This is a genomic window from Chryseobacterium sp. GQ58, assembly GCF_059758895.1.
In genome coordinates this window covers 518,231-534,565 of record NZ_JCAXEH010000002.1, presented here as the reverse complement: position 1 = coordinate 534,565, position 16,335 = coordinate 518,231, and the positions used below count along the sequence as shown (strand labels likewise).

Genomic DNA, 16,335 nt, shown 5'->3' with positions numbered 1-16,335 from the left:
AAAATAATTTAGTTTGAAGCTTTTGTCGTTTTTTTTGCTGCTTTAGTTTTTTTAGCTTTGTTTTTTTTGTCACCGCATTTTCCTTCTCCACACTTTCCTTCGCCACATTTTGCATCTTTAGTCTTTGCCTCCGCTTTTTTGTCGCCGCATTTGGCTTCTGAAGTTTTCGTTTTTTTATCACCACATTTTGCGTCTTCAGCCTTTCCTTTATTTTGTGTTTCTGCTTTTTTGCCACCGCATGAGGCTTCAAGAGTGACAGCAGCAGCAGATTTTACGGATGCAAACGATGTTGTTCCGATTGCAAGTGTACCTAATGAAAGTACACCTACTAAAATTGATTTGTTTTTCATATTGTAGATTTTTAATGTTTTATGAATATTGAAATATCACAATCTATACATTAATACCAAAAACGAAAAAAAATCACCCAAATTGAGTGATTTTTTTTAAAATTATTTTTTAATCTCTTGATTATCAAAACATCAAAAGAAAGTTTATTTTATTTTTTTATAATCAGATTCTTCTTTCTCTTTTATTCTTCTTATCTGTTCTACACATTTATGTTTTTGATTTTGAGCATTATGTTTAGTAGAATATCCATATTCTTTTTGAATCTGATCAATTGATTTTTCTTTAAAAAACATATCATGAATAAGTCCCTGGCAATGTTTGGTTACTTTGTGTATAAAGTTTTGCAGCTTGTCAAAATAGGTTTTTTCATTTTCTATTGCAGAACTTATTTCTTCAAAAAACTGATTGTCGAAACATTCTGAAAATGCTACTTGTTTAGATGAAGTTCTTAATCTTTTTAACCAAAGATTTTTCGCAATCGCCATAATATAGGTTTTGATAGATGCCGTAAGCTGAAAATCATCCTTTCTCATTTTTTCTACCAATACGATCATTGTATCCTGGAAAATATCTTCAGCATCACCTGTGCGTCCGCTATTATTATTTACAAAACGGTTTACCATTCCGAAATACTCTTTATAAAGCTGTCCGAATGCATTATTATTTTCACCTTTTAGGTCTTGTAGTATCTTCTCTTCCATCTTTTCATATTGTGATGATCTAATATATAAAATTATTAACATTTACTACAATTAAACAAATAAATATCAAACATTAAAGGAAATTATTACAAAAACATCAAAATAAATCAAAAAAATCCGTCCTATAATTAAGACGGATTTAAGTATTTAAAAACAATAAAATAATTTAATCTAAAACGCTCCAACCTCGTTTAGGATTGGTATTTGAAGACACTTCCTGTTCGTTCACGATAATATTTTCTCTTCTTTGACCGATATAATCCAGTTCGCTCAGTTTAGAAAAAATGACTTCCAGGCTTTTCAGCATCTGCTGAATATACAAAAGCGGTTCGCCGCAATTGTGATGATCATAATTGGTTTCGGCAACGGTAGATAACTGGTTTAGCAAAGTATGTGGCGCAATTTCGCTCCATTCCAAACTATAGTTTAACATTTCTTCTAACTCTGCCGGAACGATAACCTGCGTCGCATTGTATAATCGCAATGCCAGCTTGGCAAAACTTTCAATAAGAAAAACGGGAGCCTGATAAGGAATCACGTTTCTGAACTGAAAATACATATCTCCAAAAGTATTTACCATTACCGTACACAAAGATTTTACATTTTGTGCCAAAGCTGTATTTTGGTTCTTATGGGAAGCTTTTTGAATGATCTTAAAAGCATATTGCTGTAGATTTCCGATCGATTTTGCATATCCGTTATAATAATCCAACAAAGCCGGATGACTCTGAACAGACGTACACGGCGGAATAAAATTTGAATTTACCTGCGTGATATTTCCCTTAAAATCTACCTTTCCAACCACAAGATAATTACCTCCGGAATAGCTGCTGTTCAGTGAAGCAACAGGCAACAGCTCAATGTGATAATTGGCATGCGCATTTGGATGACGCGGCGGAATTTCCTCAGGATCGATATCTCCAAAAGGAACTTTATCGAAAGGATTAACCGAAATCAAAATATAATATTCGCCGTCAATCTGGTTTTCATCGATATTTAAAGATTTAGCAAGAGATTTTACGCTTACTCTTCTGTCTTTCAATTCAATTCTATAGCCTGCAAGCGTAACGGCGCTGCAATGTTTTATTACAAGCTGCACATCGTTGGTTGCAGTATTATGAACATCAAAAATGGTTTTATCTGTAAATTCGTTAGGAATCGGCAACAAGCCATAATTATAATTTGTGATTGCCAGGGAATTGGCATCTCTTATCGTATCAATTAAAAAATTATCCTGATCATTAAGGTGTTTTTGAGAAACTTTCATCCCGTCTACCCAATTGATTGCAAAATGTTTGATTGGCTGTATCATATGTAATACTTTTAAAATTTGTGATTTATGAAGATCTCCTTCCTTCTTCTTCGTGCTGAATAACCCTTTTACAGATTACCACCTCGTTTTCCGTGATATTATTGGTGCTGATATCAAGGTCAAAATCTATGTATTTTCTGAAGCTGAAGAATGATTTTTTAGTGTAAAATATCCAATAATAAGGCTCTTTTTCCTCATCCGTAAGATGAATGATCGATTTAGGATTTTTGTGATTGTAATCGTCTACCACACGGAAAAACCAATCGCCGAAAGTAACTCCGGTCGGTAGAGTTTTAGCCTTAATTCTGAATCTGTTGGCATCTTCAATATTTTTGCTCAACTCTACATTTAAAACCATTAATCTGTCGAAATCAGCTCCTTCAAAATTCGGTGGTTTCTGATCAGGCGAATATCTCCACGTCCTGTATATATCAACAGGAATGCTGATAAACTGAATATAGCTGTAATAAAAAACCATTGGTACAAAAAATATCAGCGCACTTGTGGCTGACATCACGGGATAACCCTGTCCATTGCTGATCCAGTTAAAAATCAATACAAACAAATAACCGCCTAAAAGGACACACGTTATAGAAAGTACAGATTCAAACAAAATGCTTAATCCGAAAGATTGTATATGTTTTTTGAAAAATTTGTGTAATAAATTGACATGAATGATTCCGAGCAATAAATAAATGATTTGTGAAATAAGATACCAATAAGGATTAAACAGATTTTTTGAAAACCCGAAAAATCCCGGAATAGCCAGACACAGGCTACACAAAAGTACATAAATAATGATCACCCTGATCTTTATGGCAGGCTTATTTCTTCTGATAACTCCCAAAATTACCATCATGATAACGGCCAACAAAGGCACGAAAATATATCTGAAAAATATACCTTTTACTGAAGAAACTTCCATTGATTTCTTTTAATTAATATTGATGTTTGATGATTGTAAATATAACAAAATAATTACAGAAAAGTAGAGAAACCTAATCGGTTAGAATTTCTTTCATCATCTTCCAGCATGAAAGAATATTCTTGCTTTTCGGTAACAAAATTTTCCACAACTTCCACACTTACAGGAAGACAATAATCGTACAATGCCTGGAGAACTTTTCTGAAAGGATTTCCCGGAATGTATTTTTTCATTTCATGATAAGGGATTGGTCCGATATTGACCACCCAATTTCTTTCGCCATCCATATGTTTTCCACTTGGAATATAGGTAATTCCCAACCTTGAATTGCCAAGCAGCATAGAATCGTCGTTTTCTTCGATCCTGTCGATAATGTTTGGTGTAAAAGTAATTTCTACAGGAACCTGTAAAAAAGCCGTCATGCATCGTTCAAACCAACTTTTATCACCTCTTATCTGATGGAAAAACGGTAAAATATGGATAAAAATATAAGCATTCTTTTTATCAAGCATTTTTACAACCGGCCACAATTCTGAAAATACCTTTAATAAAGAATCTGTGTCGCTTGCAAGATCAAAATCATGCTCTTTGAGTAAAGAACTTATTTCCGTAAAGAATATTTCAAGCTCAAAAGGCCTGAAAAATTTTCTCGCATCTTCTTCTACCCTTTTTTGCTTACGGATTTCGTTGATTACATTTTCAACATTTTTTCTCGAAGTGTTAAGCGATGGCGGATGAAAAAGTCCTTCAGGTAAATAATCGTAAATACCTTCTCTATAAGTTTTTATGCTCAGAACTTCCTCGTCAAAACCAAGATACTGACTAGAAATACTTTTAATATCTTTTAAATAAGCTCTGTCATTAATTCCGATACGCTCGATGAATATATTACTCACCGCTCTATGGTATTTCAGAAGATTCACGGCAACTGCTTCAGCCCTAAAATCTGTCTGCAGTTTATTATAATGCATATCTATAATGCTGTTGTCATACATATTTGTGTTCTGCGATGTGGTTATTAGTGTAAATATAATATATCTCTTAAATTAGAAAAAATATTAAACAATAAATTTAAATCAAAAATACTATATGTTTTGGAATTCTTTAGCTAAAATTACTAAAACATAGCTAAGAATAGATCATAATTTAAAATTAATTTTATTTAACAAAAAAGAAAACGGCTTTGTTTAATATCCGAATATTCAAAATCGTAAACTATCTTTGCAAGTCTAAAATTATTACTAAAAATGAAAAGTATTTGTTCAAAAATTTTGCTTTTGTTATTCGTTTCAAGTTCTTTATATTCGTACGCATGGGGATTGACGGGGCATCGCATTATAGCTGAAATTGCCGAAAACCATCTTTCGGGGAAAGCAAGAAGGGAAATAAAAAAAATAATGGGTCAGGAACGCCTTGCGTATTGGGCCAACTGGCCGGATTTTATCAAGTCAGACACCACCGGCGTTTGGAAACAGGCTTCTGCATGGCATTATGTAAATATTGATCCGCAAACTGATTTTAAAGCTTTTGAAGCAAACTTAAAAGCTCAGACAGGCGCTAATCTTTACAGCCAGATAAAAACTTTATCCGCTCAGGTAAAAGATGAAAAAACGTCTGAAAAAGATCGAAAAATAGCTCTTATTTTCCTTATTCACATGATGGGCGATCTGGCGCAACCGATGCATACAGGAAGATCCGAAGATTTAGGCGGAAACAAGATTAATGTTACTTATTTTGGAGATAAAACAAATTTACATTCTCTTTGGGACGGAAAATTGGTAGATTCACAAAAATACAGCTACACAGAATATGCAAAACTTTTGGATATCAAATCTAAAGATGAGGTAAAACAAATTCAGTCGGGAAGTTTGGAAGACTGGTTATATGATTCTCACCAAATTGCCAATAAAATCTATGCGCAGACACCGGACGGCTCAAAACTTTCTTACGATTATCAATACAAATTTAATGATACAATGGAAAGACAGCTTCTTTACGGAGGTTTGAGACTGGCGAAATTGTTGAATGATTTGTTTTAAATGAATAGCGAATAAGTTAATTTTAAAAGTCAATCTTTTAATTCTAAATAGATAAGTGAAACTTCGGTTTCACTTTTTTTATGCGTCAGTTCGAATATTTTTCCATGCAAAGCGAAGAAAAAAGTATCGAGAACTTATTTTTAAATTTAAAAAGCGTCAATTAACAACTTCTCAATACGTTTATTTAAAAAAACTTCTAGAAGTAATAAAACTTATCCGCCGAACAAAAGCCATAATTTACAACTATTTATTCAAACCAATTTAATTAAATAAAAAATTATCAAAACCTGTGTAACCTTTTTACCTTTTCGATCGTATAATATATAGTAACTCTATTTTGAGGAAAATAAATGAGACAATTAAAAATCACTAAGCAGGTTACCAATAGGGAAACCGCATCATTAGACAAGTATTTGCAGGAAATTGGTAAAGTTGAATTGATTACCGCAGACGAAGAAGTAGATTTGGCACAAAAAATACGTGCGGGCGACAGAGTAGCACTTGAGAAATTAATCAAAGCCAACCTTCGTTTCGTGGTTTCTGTATCAAAACAATACCAAAATCAAGGCCTTTCTTTACCCGATTTGATCAACGAAGGTAATTTAGGATTGATGAAAGCTGCAAAAAGATATGACGAAACAAGAGGTTTCAAATTTATCTCTTACGCTGTTTGGTGGATTCGTCAGTCGATTTTACAGGCCTTGGCTGAGCAGTCAAGAATTGTAAGATTGCCGTTGAACAAAATCGGTTCGATCAATAAGATCAATAAAGCATACGCTCACTTGGAACAAGAAAACGAAAGACCGCCTTCACCTGAAGAATTGGCTGAAGTTCTTGACATGAGCGAGGAAGATATCAAAGAATCTATGAAAAACTCCGGAAGACATTTGTCGATGGATGCGCCTTTGGTAGAAGGTGAAGATTCTAATCTTTATGACGTATTGCGTTCAGGAGAATCTCCAAGCCCGGATAAAGATCTGATGCTTGAATCTCTTCAGATTGAAATCGAAAGAGCATTGAACACTTTGACGCCGAGAGAAGCTGATTTGGTAAGATTATATTTCGGACTCAACGGAAAACATCCAATGACCTTGGAAGAAATCGGAGAAACTTTCGATCTTACAAGAGAAAGAGTTCGTCAGATCAAAGAAAAAGCGATTAAGAGATTAAAACATAACACCAGAAGTAAGATTTTGAAATCTTATTTAGGTAAATAATTTTTAACGTTACAATTATTAGGCGGAGTTTGATTTTTCAGACTCCGTTTTTTTTGTTAAATTTCTGAGTATCTTTTCAACTAATAAAAATAATCTGTCATTCTGAATGAAGCACAGCGAAATGAAGAATCTCAACAGTAAATTAACCATTAAGATTTATTAAGAGATTCTTCCCATCGTCAGAATGACAGTGAAAAAAATAAACATGAAAAATATAATAATTTTATCTACTCTTTCTTTGTTATTATTTACATGCAACGAAAACAAATCTGAAAATGAAAACATTGTAGAAAATGCAGCAGAAAATACGGAATCTAATTTTCCTATAAAAAGAATGAGCAAATCTGAAGCAATAATTGATGGAATTTATTTTGAAAAAATTAAAAATGATGTAAAATTAAAGGATCTTCATAAAAGATTCCTATCATTACAAAATGACAGTCAGATTATAAAAGATCTATATGATGATATTATCAATACATCAGAAACTTATTATTCAGATGCTGAAACAAGAACAAAGAATATTCAAGACTCTATCTTAAAAACGGAAGTCACTAATCTTTTAAAGAATAGTTCCGAAAGCTATGATTTAAAAGTTGAAAAACTAGAGGAATTTAAAGGCAAAGTGAATATTAATTATAATAAACTGTATAGCTTTTATAATGTTTTCAAAATCAGAAAAACACTTCCTGAAATTGAAAAATATCAAAACGCTCATCCTTTGAAAACGGACAGCTTAAATAATTTTATCGACAAGCAAAATCAATTATTGAAGGAATTGAAAAATTTGAAGTAAATCTTAGCCACGAATGCATGAATTTCCCTAATTATTATTTAAAATTATTCGTGTATTCGTGGCTAATAAATTTTAAAAGCAAAACTAAAAATCATCAAATGAATCAAATTTCAATTATCGGAGCAGGAATTGGGGGGTTAACACTAGGAAATATCCTTAAACAACAGAATTTAGATTTTACCATTTATGAATCTGCACCTGAAATAAAACCCGTCGGAGCCGGAATTATGATGGCAGTCAATGCGATGCAGATTTTCGATAAACTGGGATTAAAAGACAAAATTGAAAACAGAGGAAATAAAATTCATGGAATATTTATTACGGATGAAAAACTGAAAACCATTTCTACAACAAATGTTTTAGCTTTAGAAAAGAAATTCAATTCTTGTAATGTTACGATTCACAGAGCAGAACTTCAAAACATTTTAACTGAAAATTTAGGTTTTGAAAGGATAAAACTTAATCATTCTTTACAGCAAATCCAAAAGAAAGAAAATTATCTTTTAGAATTTGAAAACGGTTTTACGGTAGAAAGTAATATTGTTTTCGGAGCCGATGGAATTCATTCCAAAGTCAGAAATCAGATTTTAAGAACTGGAAAAATCCGAAATGCCGGGCAAAAATGTTGGCGCGGCTTAACTGATTTTAATCTTCCCGAAAAATACAATCATCATGCGTTGGAAGTCTGGGGAAAAGGAAAACGTTTTGGTTTTGTAAAGATTTCAGAGCAAAAAGTCTATTGGTACGCTTTGGTGAATGAAAATAAATTCAGAGAAAACCTCGATTTAATTGAAACCTTCAAAGGCTTTGACTCATTGGTTTTGGAAATTTTAGAAGCAACAAACCCGGAAAAAATTATTCTGAATGATATTATCGACCTCACTCCTCTTCCAAAATGGTATACTGAAAATCTCTGTTTGATTGGCGATGCAGCTCATGCAACCACTCCGAATATGGGTCAAGGTGCTTGTCAATCGATTGAAGATGCTTATGTCATTGGAAAATTATTAGAGAAAAGTCAAAACTTCAATTCGGTTTTTGAAGAGTTTCAAAAAATAAGAAGAAAAAAAGTCGGTTACATTGTTAAAAACAGTTGGACAATCGGGAAGATTTCTCAATGGGAAAAAGGAAATCAAATCAGAAATTTTCTAATGCGTTCGATTCCTGAAAGCCTTAATCAGAAGATAGTGGAAAAGATTCTAAACCTTGAAATATAAAAAGGAACTCAATTTGAGTTCCCTTCTTTTAATAAGTCAAAGTAATTCCGGCTCCCCAACCCATTTCATTATCATAATTCCCTGAAACAGACAACCATTTCTGTAAAATATAACGTAATCCGGTCGTAAATTGTCCATCTGAATTAAGGCTAAAATTCCCTCTTATTCGTCTTGAAATCGGAATATCTTCCCTACTCAACTCCAACAAAACTTTTCCGTTGTGGTCAACACTTGCATCGGCTGTAATAAGCATTGGCAAAAGATATTGCGCTCCGATAATGAAAGAATTCCTGTTTTTCGGGACTTTATTTTGTCCAAACCATGTCTTTTTACCATGACTTTCCATTCCCAATTCTTCAGCCATTCTTGCTTCCATGATTTCATGAGATTTCTGAATCCTGAAGCCGACATACGGTAAAGCCCATTGAAATTTCCCAAGAAATCTTCCGACTTTAAAGTTTCCGTCAAAATGGTCAAAATTCCAGTTAGAATGAAACTCGTTCAGATTCGCCCATCGTGGCCCGAACATCGTCATTGTTTCTGCATGAATTTTATTGCTGTTGATGTCAAGCATCGCCATCGAGCTTATCATTCTGTTGTCTTTCATAAAATCCTTCCAAGCCAGTTTTCTATTCGGAAGCTGGGGATTTGGTTCTGAATTTTCATAACTAAAAACCCTTCCCATTCCTGCCATCATGTGATATAAAATATGACAGTGAAAAAACCAGTCACCATCCTGATTAGCTGCAAATTCTATCGTATTGGTTTCCATCGGCATGATATCGACTACATTTTTCAGCGGCGAATATTCTCCTTTTGAATTAATCAATCTAAAATCATGACCGTGAAGGTGCATCGGATGTCGCATCATCGAATTGTTGTACATCGTAATCCTCAAAATTTCACCTTTTTTCACCAAAATTTTATCTGTTTCTGTAACCGTTTTGTTATCTAAAGTCCACAAATAATGATTCATATTTCCTTCCAAAGTAAACTTTAATTCTCTAACATTTTCAGTCGGTAGAATTGTTTTTTCAGGAGATTTTAAAACATTATATGAAAGCCTTTTGATTGATTTTTCTTCTTTCATTTCAGTTCCCGAATGATTTGAATGATCTTCTTTTTCAACTTCTTTGCCCTTAATTCCCATCATTTCATTCATATGCTTCATTGTCATTTTACGTTGGCTTTCAGTAAGTTCCGGATACATTACTTCATTCATGTCCATCATTTGATTTCCCATCGTCATATTCATCGGCTTCATATTTCCGCTCATTTTCATCATTCCATTCATCATTTTCATTCCTTCAAAAAGCATTAATCGTGGTAAATTTGGCGCTTCTATTTTTTCACCTGAACCCAGCCAAAGCGAAGCATGACCGATTCTGTCTTCTGAAGTGGCACGAAATTCAAAGCTTTTATTTTCAGGAATGGTCACTTCAATATCATAAGTTTCTGAAACTCCGACAATCAAACGATCGACTTCCACAGGAACCACATCATTTCCGTCATTTCCGATCACTTTTATTTTTCCGCCTCCGAAGTTCAGCCAAAAATAAGTAGACGAGCCTCCGTTGGCAACTCTCAACCTTACTTTATCACCAGCTTTTAAATCTGAATAATCTGAACTCGGCTGCCCGTTGATGAGAAATTTATCATAATAAACATCACTCACATCCATTGCTTCCATCCTCTTCCATTCATTCAAGACTTTTGTACCTAAACTCCCGGACTTTATGGCTTCCCAATAACTTTGAACAGCATTTTTCTTAATGGCATACCAATCTGTATTGGCCATGTGCAAACGTCTTGCGATCTGCATCGGATCTTCATCGCTCCAATCCCCCAACAATACAGGAATCTCTTTGGTAAATTCAACTCTTGGCTCACCTTCTCTTTTGTTGAAAACTAAAATTCCGTTCATGCCAATTTGTTCCTGCAAACCATCATGAGAATGATACCAATATGTTCCGTTTTGAGAAACTTTAAATTTATATAAATGTGTTTCTCCCGGTTTTACAGGCTTTGTCGTCAAATAAGGAACTCCGTCGTGCTCGTTTGGCAAAATCACGCCGTGCCAGTGAAACCCGGTATTTTCTTTGAGCATATTGTGAAGGTAAATTTCTGCGGTATCTCCTTCTGTAAAATACAAAGTCGGAGCCTGCAGTTTCCCGTTTACGGCAATTGCTCTTCGGTTATTTCCGGTAAAATTTACGATCGTATCTTTTACATAAAGATCATACCGCACGGTTTTTCCGCCAAAGCTAATTTTTCCGTTTTCAGAATTTCTTTTAAGCTTTGTTTCTTTTTCCTTTTTGTTTTCAGTAGTTTCTTGAAAATGATTTTCTTTTTCCACTAAATCCATTCCGCATTTCGGACATTTTCCGGGTTTTTTGGAAATTACTTCGGGATGCATCGGACAAGTGTATTGGGTTTGAAGCTCAGTTTGAGGTTTAGATAAAGTTTGAACCTTTTTTTTAGGCGTATTTATTTTAGCTTTATCTGTTTTTACCTTTTTAACGTCAACCTTTTTCTCAATTTTAGCCTTATTTTTAATTTCTGAAGCTTTTTTCTCTATTTTCTGGACTGGCTTTACAGTCGGTTTCTGTACAGTTTTCGGTTTTACAACAACTGTTTTTTTGACTAAAGTCATTCCGCATTTCGGGCAGTTTCCCGGCTTGGAAGAAATAACTTCCTTATCCATCGGACAGGTGTAAAACGTTTTTGTTGTTTGTGCAAAGCTGAAAATAGAGAATAAAATCATCAGAAATAAAATGATTTTTTTCATAATATTTCTTATTTATGTGAAGTGAAAGTTTAAATCAAATAGTAAAGTTAATTTAACTTAAACAACACAACTTATTATTTACAGATAAATACATTTAACTATTTAAGTTCAGATTTTACACTTCCACAAGAAAGCATTGAGCTGCCGTAATAAGGATTTACGATTTTCTTTTCGTCGCTCAACCAACTTCCATCCGCCATTGGACAATACTGAATATAAACCGGTCTTTTTGAAACTTTAAACTGTTTTGCCAAACCTATCATATTATCAGAAAGATTGTAGAAAGTTTCTCTTTGGGCTGCAATATTTCTGGCTTCGGAAATTATGGTTGCATCTTTTCTCAGAATATTTATATTTCCTTCCGAAACAACTTTATAATCAATTGTAGAAGCTGTTTTTATGAATTCTGAAGCTGCTTTTGAAGTTTTATCTGCATCATCAGACGCTAAAGCAGATTTTATAGCAATGTAATTTTGATATAATTTTGAAACCTGAACATCAGATTTTGACTGTGCAGAAATGGAAATAATTGAAAATAAAGAGAATACTGCTGTGATAATATAATTTTTCATTGTTTTAAAATTTAGAATTAAGAATTTATTTAAATCGCATATTGCGACAAACCGTTTCGTTCGTAATTATTTGACAAACCAAACGACAGACTAATTTTAAATTCTAAAATTACAATGATCGATAAAAATAGGAACCGTCCGATTTTCCGGTGGTGCATTGATTTGAATCTGAGTAAATTTTGTAGTCGAAAAAGACCTGTCAACAAAGAAAAACTGATGATTTTTTACATCTTGAATTTGTTTTAAGAAATCAATTTTCAGAAAAGACGATTTTTGAGAATCATCTACTTTTACAATTTTCACTTCTGTTTTGCAACAGTCTTTTTTAGTTTTTACACCGCATTTGCTGCAGATATCATCCACTTTCTGGCTTACAGAAGCCAACTCTTCCATACAATAATGAACGCTGAAAACCGCTCCGGAAGAGAAACCGAAGTAGAAAACAGAAAATATTATGGCTAGAAACTTTTTCATTATGCTTCAGCAAAGTTAGAAATATCCGGGAAACGGTTGTTATATTATTTTGTATTGTTGTTATAAAATTCGGCAAATAAAAAACTCTTGAAAATTTCAGAAGTTTTATTTATTTCAGATTTAAGTATAATTATTTAATCTTAAACTCAAGCTTCACATTAAAGAATCTTCCCGTCAGACGCACAGGCACAGGATACATTAAATTGGTATTTGAATCCGTAATCCATTGGTTGGAAACAGTATTATTGATGTTAAATGCGTTGAAAACCTGCACACCTAAAATCAATTCATCAAAATTACTCCAGAAGCCATACGTTTGCTTTTTAGCTTTAGAATCAATAAAAACTTTTGAAAGTCCGATGTCAACTCTTTTATAAGATGGCAAAGTTTTCTGATATTGATAAGGATCCGTGAAAACCGGTGCTCCGTTTGGCAATCCCAAAGCATACGTCAATGTTAAATTGACACGCATTGAAGGAAATTTCGGCATATAATCCTGATAAAACATCGCAAACCTGAATCTCTGATCGGTTGGTCTCGGAATATCTCCTCTTCCATCAATATTTTCGTAAATTCGCGCATAACTAGCAGATAACCAAGAATCTACACCTGGAACAAATTCTCCAAACAATCGTGTATCAATCCCGTAAGCATAACCAGACGCATTATTTTTACCGGAATAACGAATTCTCACATTATCCATATAATAAGGAATCAGATTATCCATTTTCTTATAATAAGCTTCCGTTGTCAGCTTGAAAGGACGATTTTCAAATTCAAATTCAAAATCATTGGACAAAATTGCCTGAATAGAACGCTGGGATTTTATATTTGGATTAAAATTTCCGTTTAAGTCTTTTATTTCCTTATAAAATGGCGCCTGATAATAAATACCTCCCGAAAGCTTGAACAACATATCAGTGTTCCAATCCGGTTTTATGGCAAATTGAGCTCTTGGCGAAAAAATAGTTTCATCATTGAAGCTCCAATGGGCAACTCTCGCTCCGGCATTTACAAAAACTTTGCTTGACCCCCAGAAAAACTTCTGCGAATATTGTGCATAAGCGGATATTCTTGTCGGCTCAATATGATTATTTCCTGCAATGCTGTAAAAAAGATCCAGTTCTGAAGCGTCCGGAAATCTCGGATCATCCAAAGGCCTCGGAGTGCTGTATCCGGAAGAGTCTACCAATTTCCATTCGTTGGTGAGATCACGGAGATTTTCTTTTTCAAACTTGAAACCAACTTCAATATCCGTATTTACATTAGGTGAAAAACGCGTCCTTAACTGTGTTCCGTAAGTTCTTACAAAAAGATCATTTCTTGCATGCTCAATTTGTCCGCCTACATCATAAGAAGTGATTGGATCTCCCGTAATCGGGTCAAATGTCTGCAAAATATAGCTTGACGCTATCGTATAATATTCTCTTTCTCTGTTTTGATAGGCAAAACTGTCTAATGTAAATCTCCATTTATCCGACGGCTTATAATTCATCGAAAATGTGCCCATCATATTTTTATACATATCATTTTCTTTACCATTATAAAAAACGGTAAGATTAATCGGCCTTTGAACAGTTCCAAAATCTACGCTTCTTTCTTTGGGAACCATTTCATAATCGTTTTTAGAATAATACCCGATAAATGAAAATGTAAACTTATCATTCAAGTGATAATTAAGATACGTCTGAAAATCGTAATAAGTAGGATTAAAATCGGTGTCTTCATTCAGAGTATTCAAGACCAGATTGGTGTTTCTGTATCTTCCTGAAAAAAGAGCTGTTAATTTTTTATTTTTTGAAGCTAAACCGGCTGTCAATCTTCCTCCGATCAAGCTTGCTTCGCCTGAAACTTCAGTTTTTTCTGGTTCGCGGTAATAAATATTTAAAGCTGAAGACATTTTATCACCATATCTCGGCTCAAAACCTCCGGCAGAGAAATTTACCGTTGAAACCATATCCGGATTGATGATACTTAAACCTTCCTGCTGAGAATTTCTGATCAGAAAAGGTCTGTAAATCTCAATATCATTAATATAGATCAGGTTTTCATCATAGTTTCCGCCACGCACCATGTACTGGGAAGACAATTCTGTATTTGAGTTTACAGAAGGTAAGGTTTTAATGATTCCTTCGATGCCTCCGGAAATGCTCGCAACATTCTGAGCATCTTTTGCAGATATTTTCACCGTCGTAAGGTCATTGGTTTGCCCGGTTACTTTTTTCTGGAAAATCACTTCCTCTATATCTGTCGTTCGCGTTGTATCTCGTTTTTTAGTTTGCGAAAATACTAACATGGGAACCATAAGGCTCAGTGGTAAAACTAGCTTTTTCAAAAGAAATATTTTAGAATTCTAAAAATAAGTATTTTTTAACAATTATAGTATAGATTCTCTAATTCTTGTTAATTTTTGTAATAAATTTTCTAATAAATCGAGTCTTAACATATTGGCGCCATCAGACAAGGCCGTTTCGGGTGTTGGATGTGTTTCAATAAAAATTCCGTCTGCGCCCACCGCGATTCCTGCTTTGGCCACGGTTTCTATCAAATCCGGTCTTCCGCCGGTAACTCCTGAGCTTTGGTTCGGTTGCTGAAGAGAATGCGTCACATCCAGAATTACCGGAGCATATTCTCTCATTGTCGGAATTCCCCTGTAATCAACTATTAAATCTGTATATCCAAAAGAATTTCCTCTTTCAATGATTGCCACTTTCTGATTATTGGAATCTGTAACTTTCTGAACGGCAAATTTCATTGATTCCGGGGAAAGAAACTGTCCTTTTTTTAGTGAAACACATTTTCCAGTTTTTGCTGCCGCAACCAAAAGATCGGTCTGACGCACCAAAAATGCAGGAATCTGCAAAACATCAACATATTGCGCCGCCAATGCCGCATGTTCGTTTTCGTGAATATCTGTTGTGGTTGGAATGTTGAATGTTTCACCTACTTTTTTAAGAATTTCAAGAGACTTTTCTTCGCCAATTGTGGTGAAAGAATCAACTCTGCTTCGGTTTGCTTTTTTAAAACTTCCTTTGAAAATATAGGGAATGTTATATTTATTAGTCAATTCAATTACTTTTTCGGCAATTCTCAACGCCATATCTTCTCCTTCGATGATGCACGGACCGGCAATAAGGAAAAAGTTTTTCGAATCTTTGTGTTGTATGTTTTCTAAATACTGAATCATTTTATTTGAATTAAAAAGTTCAGTAAAAATACTTATAATGTTTCAGAATTGGAAATTATTTATTCTGCTAATATTTATACTATTTAAAATGATTCTAGCAATTTTTTTGCCACGAATTCACGAATTTTTAATATGGTTGATGCATGAAGAATAAATTAAAAGAAAATAATAACCAATCAAATTCGTGAATTCGTGGCTATTTCTTCAATATCTTCTCAAAAGTATTAATATTCCTGCTTGTAAACTGGTCTTTCAGACTTTTTTTACCTAAAACTTTTCCGAATTTAGAATCTAAAGTATTTCCTTTTGGAACCTGCCAATAAAAAATTCCGTTTATAATTTCGGCTTTTTCGTTTTCGGTTTTTGTGGCGTTTTCAAATTCTTTCATCAAAACTTTTTCAACTTCATTGTGTCCAACAAATGTGTAAACATGCAAATCGGCATTTTTATCAAATGGATTGGAATTCCAAAACATTTCGGTTTCTTCCTGAGATTTCACAAATAAATAAGCTTCATAATTGAAATGTTCTGACATTGCTTTTTCAAGAATAACTTTTAAATCTTCAGCTTTTTTATCCGAAGTAAAAACAATATTTCCCGATGCCAGAATTGAAACTACATCCGTCATTCCGGCTTTTTTGAAAACCTCACAGACTTCGGCCATTTTCATATTGGTTCCTTTCACATTGACGCCGCGGAGAAATGCACAGTATTTCATTTTTAGGATTTAGATTGAAGTGCAGATTTTTGAATCTC

At 33.8% G+C, this 16,335-nt stretch carries 15 protein-coding genes; 4 read left to right on the top strand and 11 right to left on the bottom strand.

Annotated elements, in window-relative coordinates; all coding sequences use genetic code 11:
• Positions 1 to 8 precede the first annotated feature (8 nt).
• The 5 genes from AC6CHK_RS06585 to AC6CHK_RS06565 all read right to left on the bottom strand — a co-directional run bounded on the left by AC6CHK_RS06585 (position 9) and on the right by AC6CHK_RS06565 (position 4,284).
• Positions 9 to 350 (bottom strand): HvfA family oxazolone/thioamide-modified RiPP metallophore, encoded by a 342-nt coding sequence (locus AC6CHK_RS06585; protein ID WP_498094711.1) that lies wholly within the window; start codon positions 348 to 350, stop codon positions 9 to 11.
• A 144-nt stretch (positions 351 to 494) separates the two neighbouring features.
• The gene (locus AC6CHK_RS06580; protein ID WP_498094709.1) at positions 495 to 1,052 is read right to left on the bottom strand and encodes an RNA polymerase sigma factor; all 558 of its coding nucleotides are present in this window, start codon (positions 1,050 to 1,052) and stop codon (positions 495 to 497) included.
• Between the two features lie 166 nt (positions 1,053 to 1,218).
• Positions 1,219 to 2,364 carry a hypothetical protein gene (locus AC6CHK_RS06575; RefSeq protein WP_498094707.1) on the bottom strand — a complete coding sequence of 382 codons (1,146 nt, stop codon included), beginning with the start codon at positions 2,362 to 2,364 and terminating at the stop codon, positions 1,219 to 1,221.
• 25 nt (positions 2,365 to 2,389) lie between these two features.
• Positions 2,390 to 3,289 (bottom strand): TssN family type VI secretion system protein, encoded by a 900-nt coding sequence (locus AC6CHK_RS06570; RefSeq protein WP_498094705.1) that lies wholly within the window; start codon positions 3,287 to 3,289, stop codon positions 2,390 to 2,392.
• 53 nt (positions 3,290 to 3,342) lie between these two features.
• Positions 3,343 to 4,284 (bottom strand): type VI secretion system baseplate subunit TssG, encoded by a 942-nt coding sequence (locus AC6CHK_RS06565; RefSeq protein WP_498094703.1) that lies wholly within the window; start codon positions 4,282 to 4,284, stop codon positions 3,343 to 3,345.
• 252 nt (positions 4,285 to 4,536) lie between these two features.
• Here AC6CHK_RS06565 and AC6CHK_RS06560 point away from each other — a divergent pair, with 252 nt between their 5' ends.
• From AC6CHK_RS06560 to AC6CHK_RS06545, 4 genes are all read left to right on the top strand, one after another.
• A complete protein-coding gene (locus AC6CHK_RS06560) occupies positions 4,537 to 5,328 on the top strand; it encodes a S1/P1 nuclease (RefSeq protein WP_498094701.1) in 792 nt (263 codons plus the stop codon).
• A 350-nt stretch (positions 5,329 to 5,678) separates the two neighbouring features.
• Positions 5,679 to 6,545: a sigma-70 family RNA polymerase sigma factor gene (locus tag AC6CHK_RS06555; protein ID WP_034757900.1), complete on the top strand. Its 867-nt coding sequence runs from the start codon at positions 5,679 to 5,681 to the stop codon at positions 6,543 to 6,545.
• Positions 6,546 to 6,750: 205 nt separating this feature from the next.
• Complete coding sequence (locus AC6CHK_RS06550; RefSeq protein WP_498094698.1) at positions 6,751 to 7,341, top strand: hypothetical protein; 591 nt, start codon at positions 6,751 to 6,753, stop codon at positions 7,339 to 7,341.
• Between the two features lie 98 nt (positions 7,342 to 7,439).
• Complete coding sequence (locus AC6CHK_RS06545; protein WP_498094696.1) at positions 7,440 to 8,558, top strand: FAD-dependent monooxygenase; 1,119 nt, start codon at positions 7,440 to 7,442, stop codon at positions 8,556 to 8,558.
• Between the two features lie 28 nt (positions 8,559 to 8,586).
• Here AC6CHK_RS06545 and AC6CHK_RS06540 read toward each other — a convergent pair whose 3' ends face one another.
• From AC6CHK_RS06540 to AC6CHK_RS06515, 6 genes are all read right to left on the bottom strand, one after another.
• The gene (locus tag AC6CHK_RS06540; protein ID WP_498094694.1) at positions 8,587 to 11,346 is read right to left on the bottom strand and encodes a multicopper oxidase domain-containing protein; all 2,760 of its coding nucleotides are present in this window, start codon (positions 11,344 to 11,346) and stop codon (positions 8,587 to 8,589) included.
• Between the two features lie 98 nt (positions 11,347 to 11,444).
• Complete coding sequence (locus AC6CHK_RS06535; RefSeq protein ID WP_498094692.1) at positions 11,445 to 11,918, bottom strand: DUF3347 domain-containing protein; 474 nt, start codon at positions 11,916 to 11,918, stop codon at positions 11,445 to 11,447.
• A 96-nt stretch (positions 11,919 to 12,014) separates the two neighbouring features.
• Positions 12,015 to 12,392, bottom strand: coding sequence for an HYC_CC_PP family protein (locus tag AC6CHK_RS06530; RefSeq protein WP_498094690.1), 378 nt, complete (start codon positions 12,390 to 12,392; stop codon positions 12,015 to 12,017).
• Between the two features lie 130 nt (positions 12,393 to 12,522).
• Positions 12,523 to 14,727: a TonB-dependent receptor plug domain-containing protein gene (locus AC6CHK_RS06525; protein ID WP_498094688.1), complete on the bottom strand. Its 2,205-nt coding sequence runs from the start codon at positions 14,725 to 14,727 to the stop codon at positions 12,523 to 12,525.
• Positions 14,728 to 14,769: 42 nt separating this feature from the next.
• Entirely contained in the window at positions 14,770 to 15,579 is an 810-nt protein-coding gene (gene kdsA / locus AC6CHK_RS06520) for a 3-deoxy-8-phosphooctulonate synthase (protein ID WP_498094686.1), read from the bottom strand.
• Between the two features lie 196 nt (positions 15,580 to 15,775).
• On the bottom strand, positions 15,776 to 16,297 hold the full coding sequence (locus AC6CHK_RS06515; protein ID WP_498094684.1) for a DUF1697 domain-containing protein: 522 nt from the start codon (positions 16,295 to 16,297) through the stop codon (positions 15,776 to 15,778).
• Between the last annotated feature and the right edge of the window lie 38 nt (positions 16,298 to 16,335).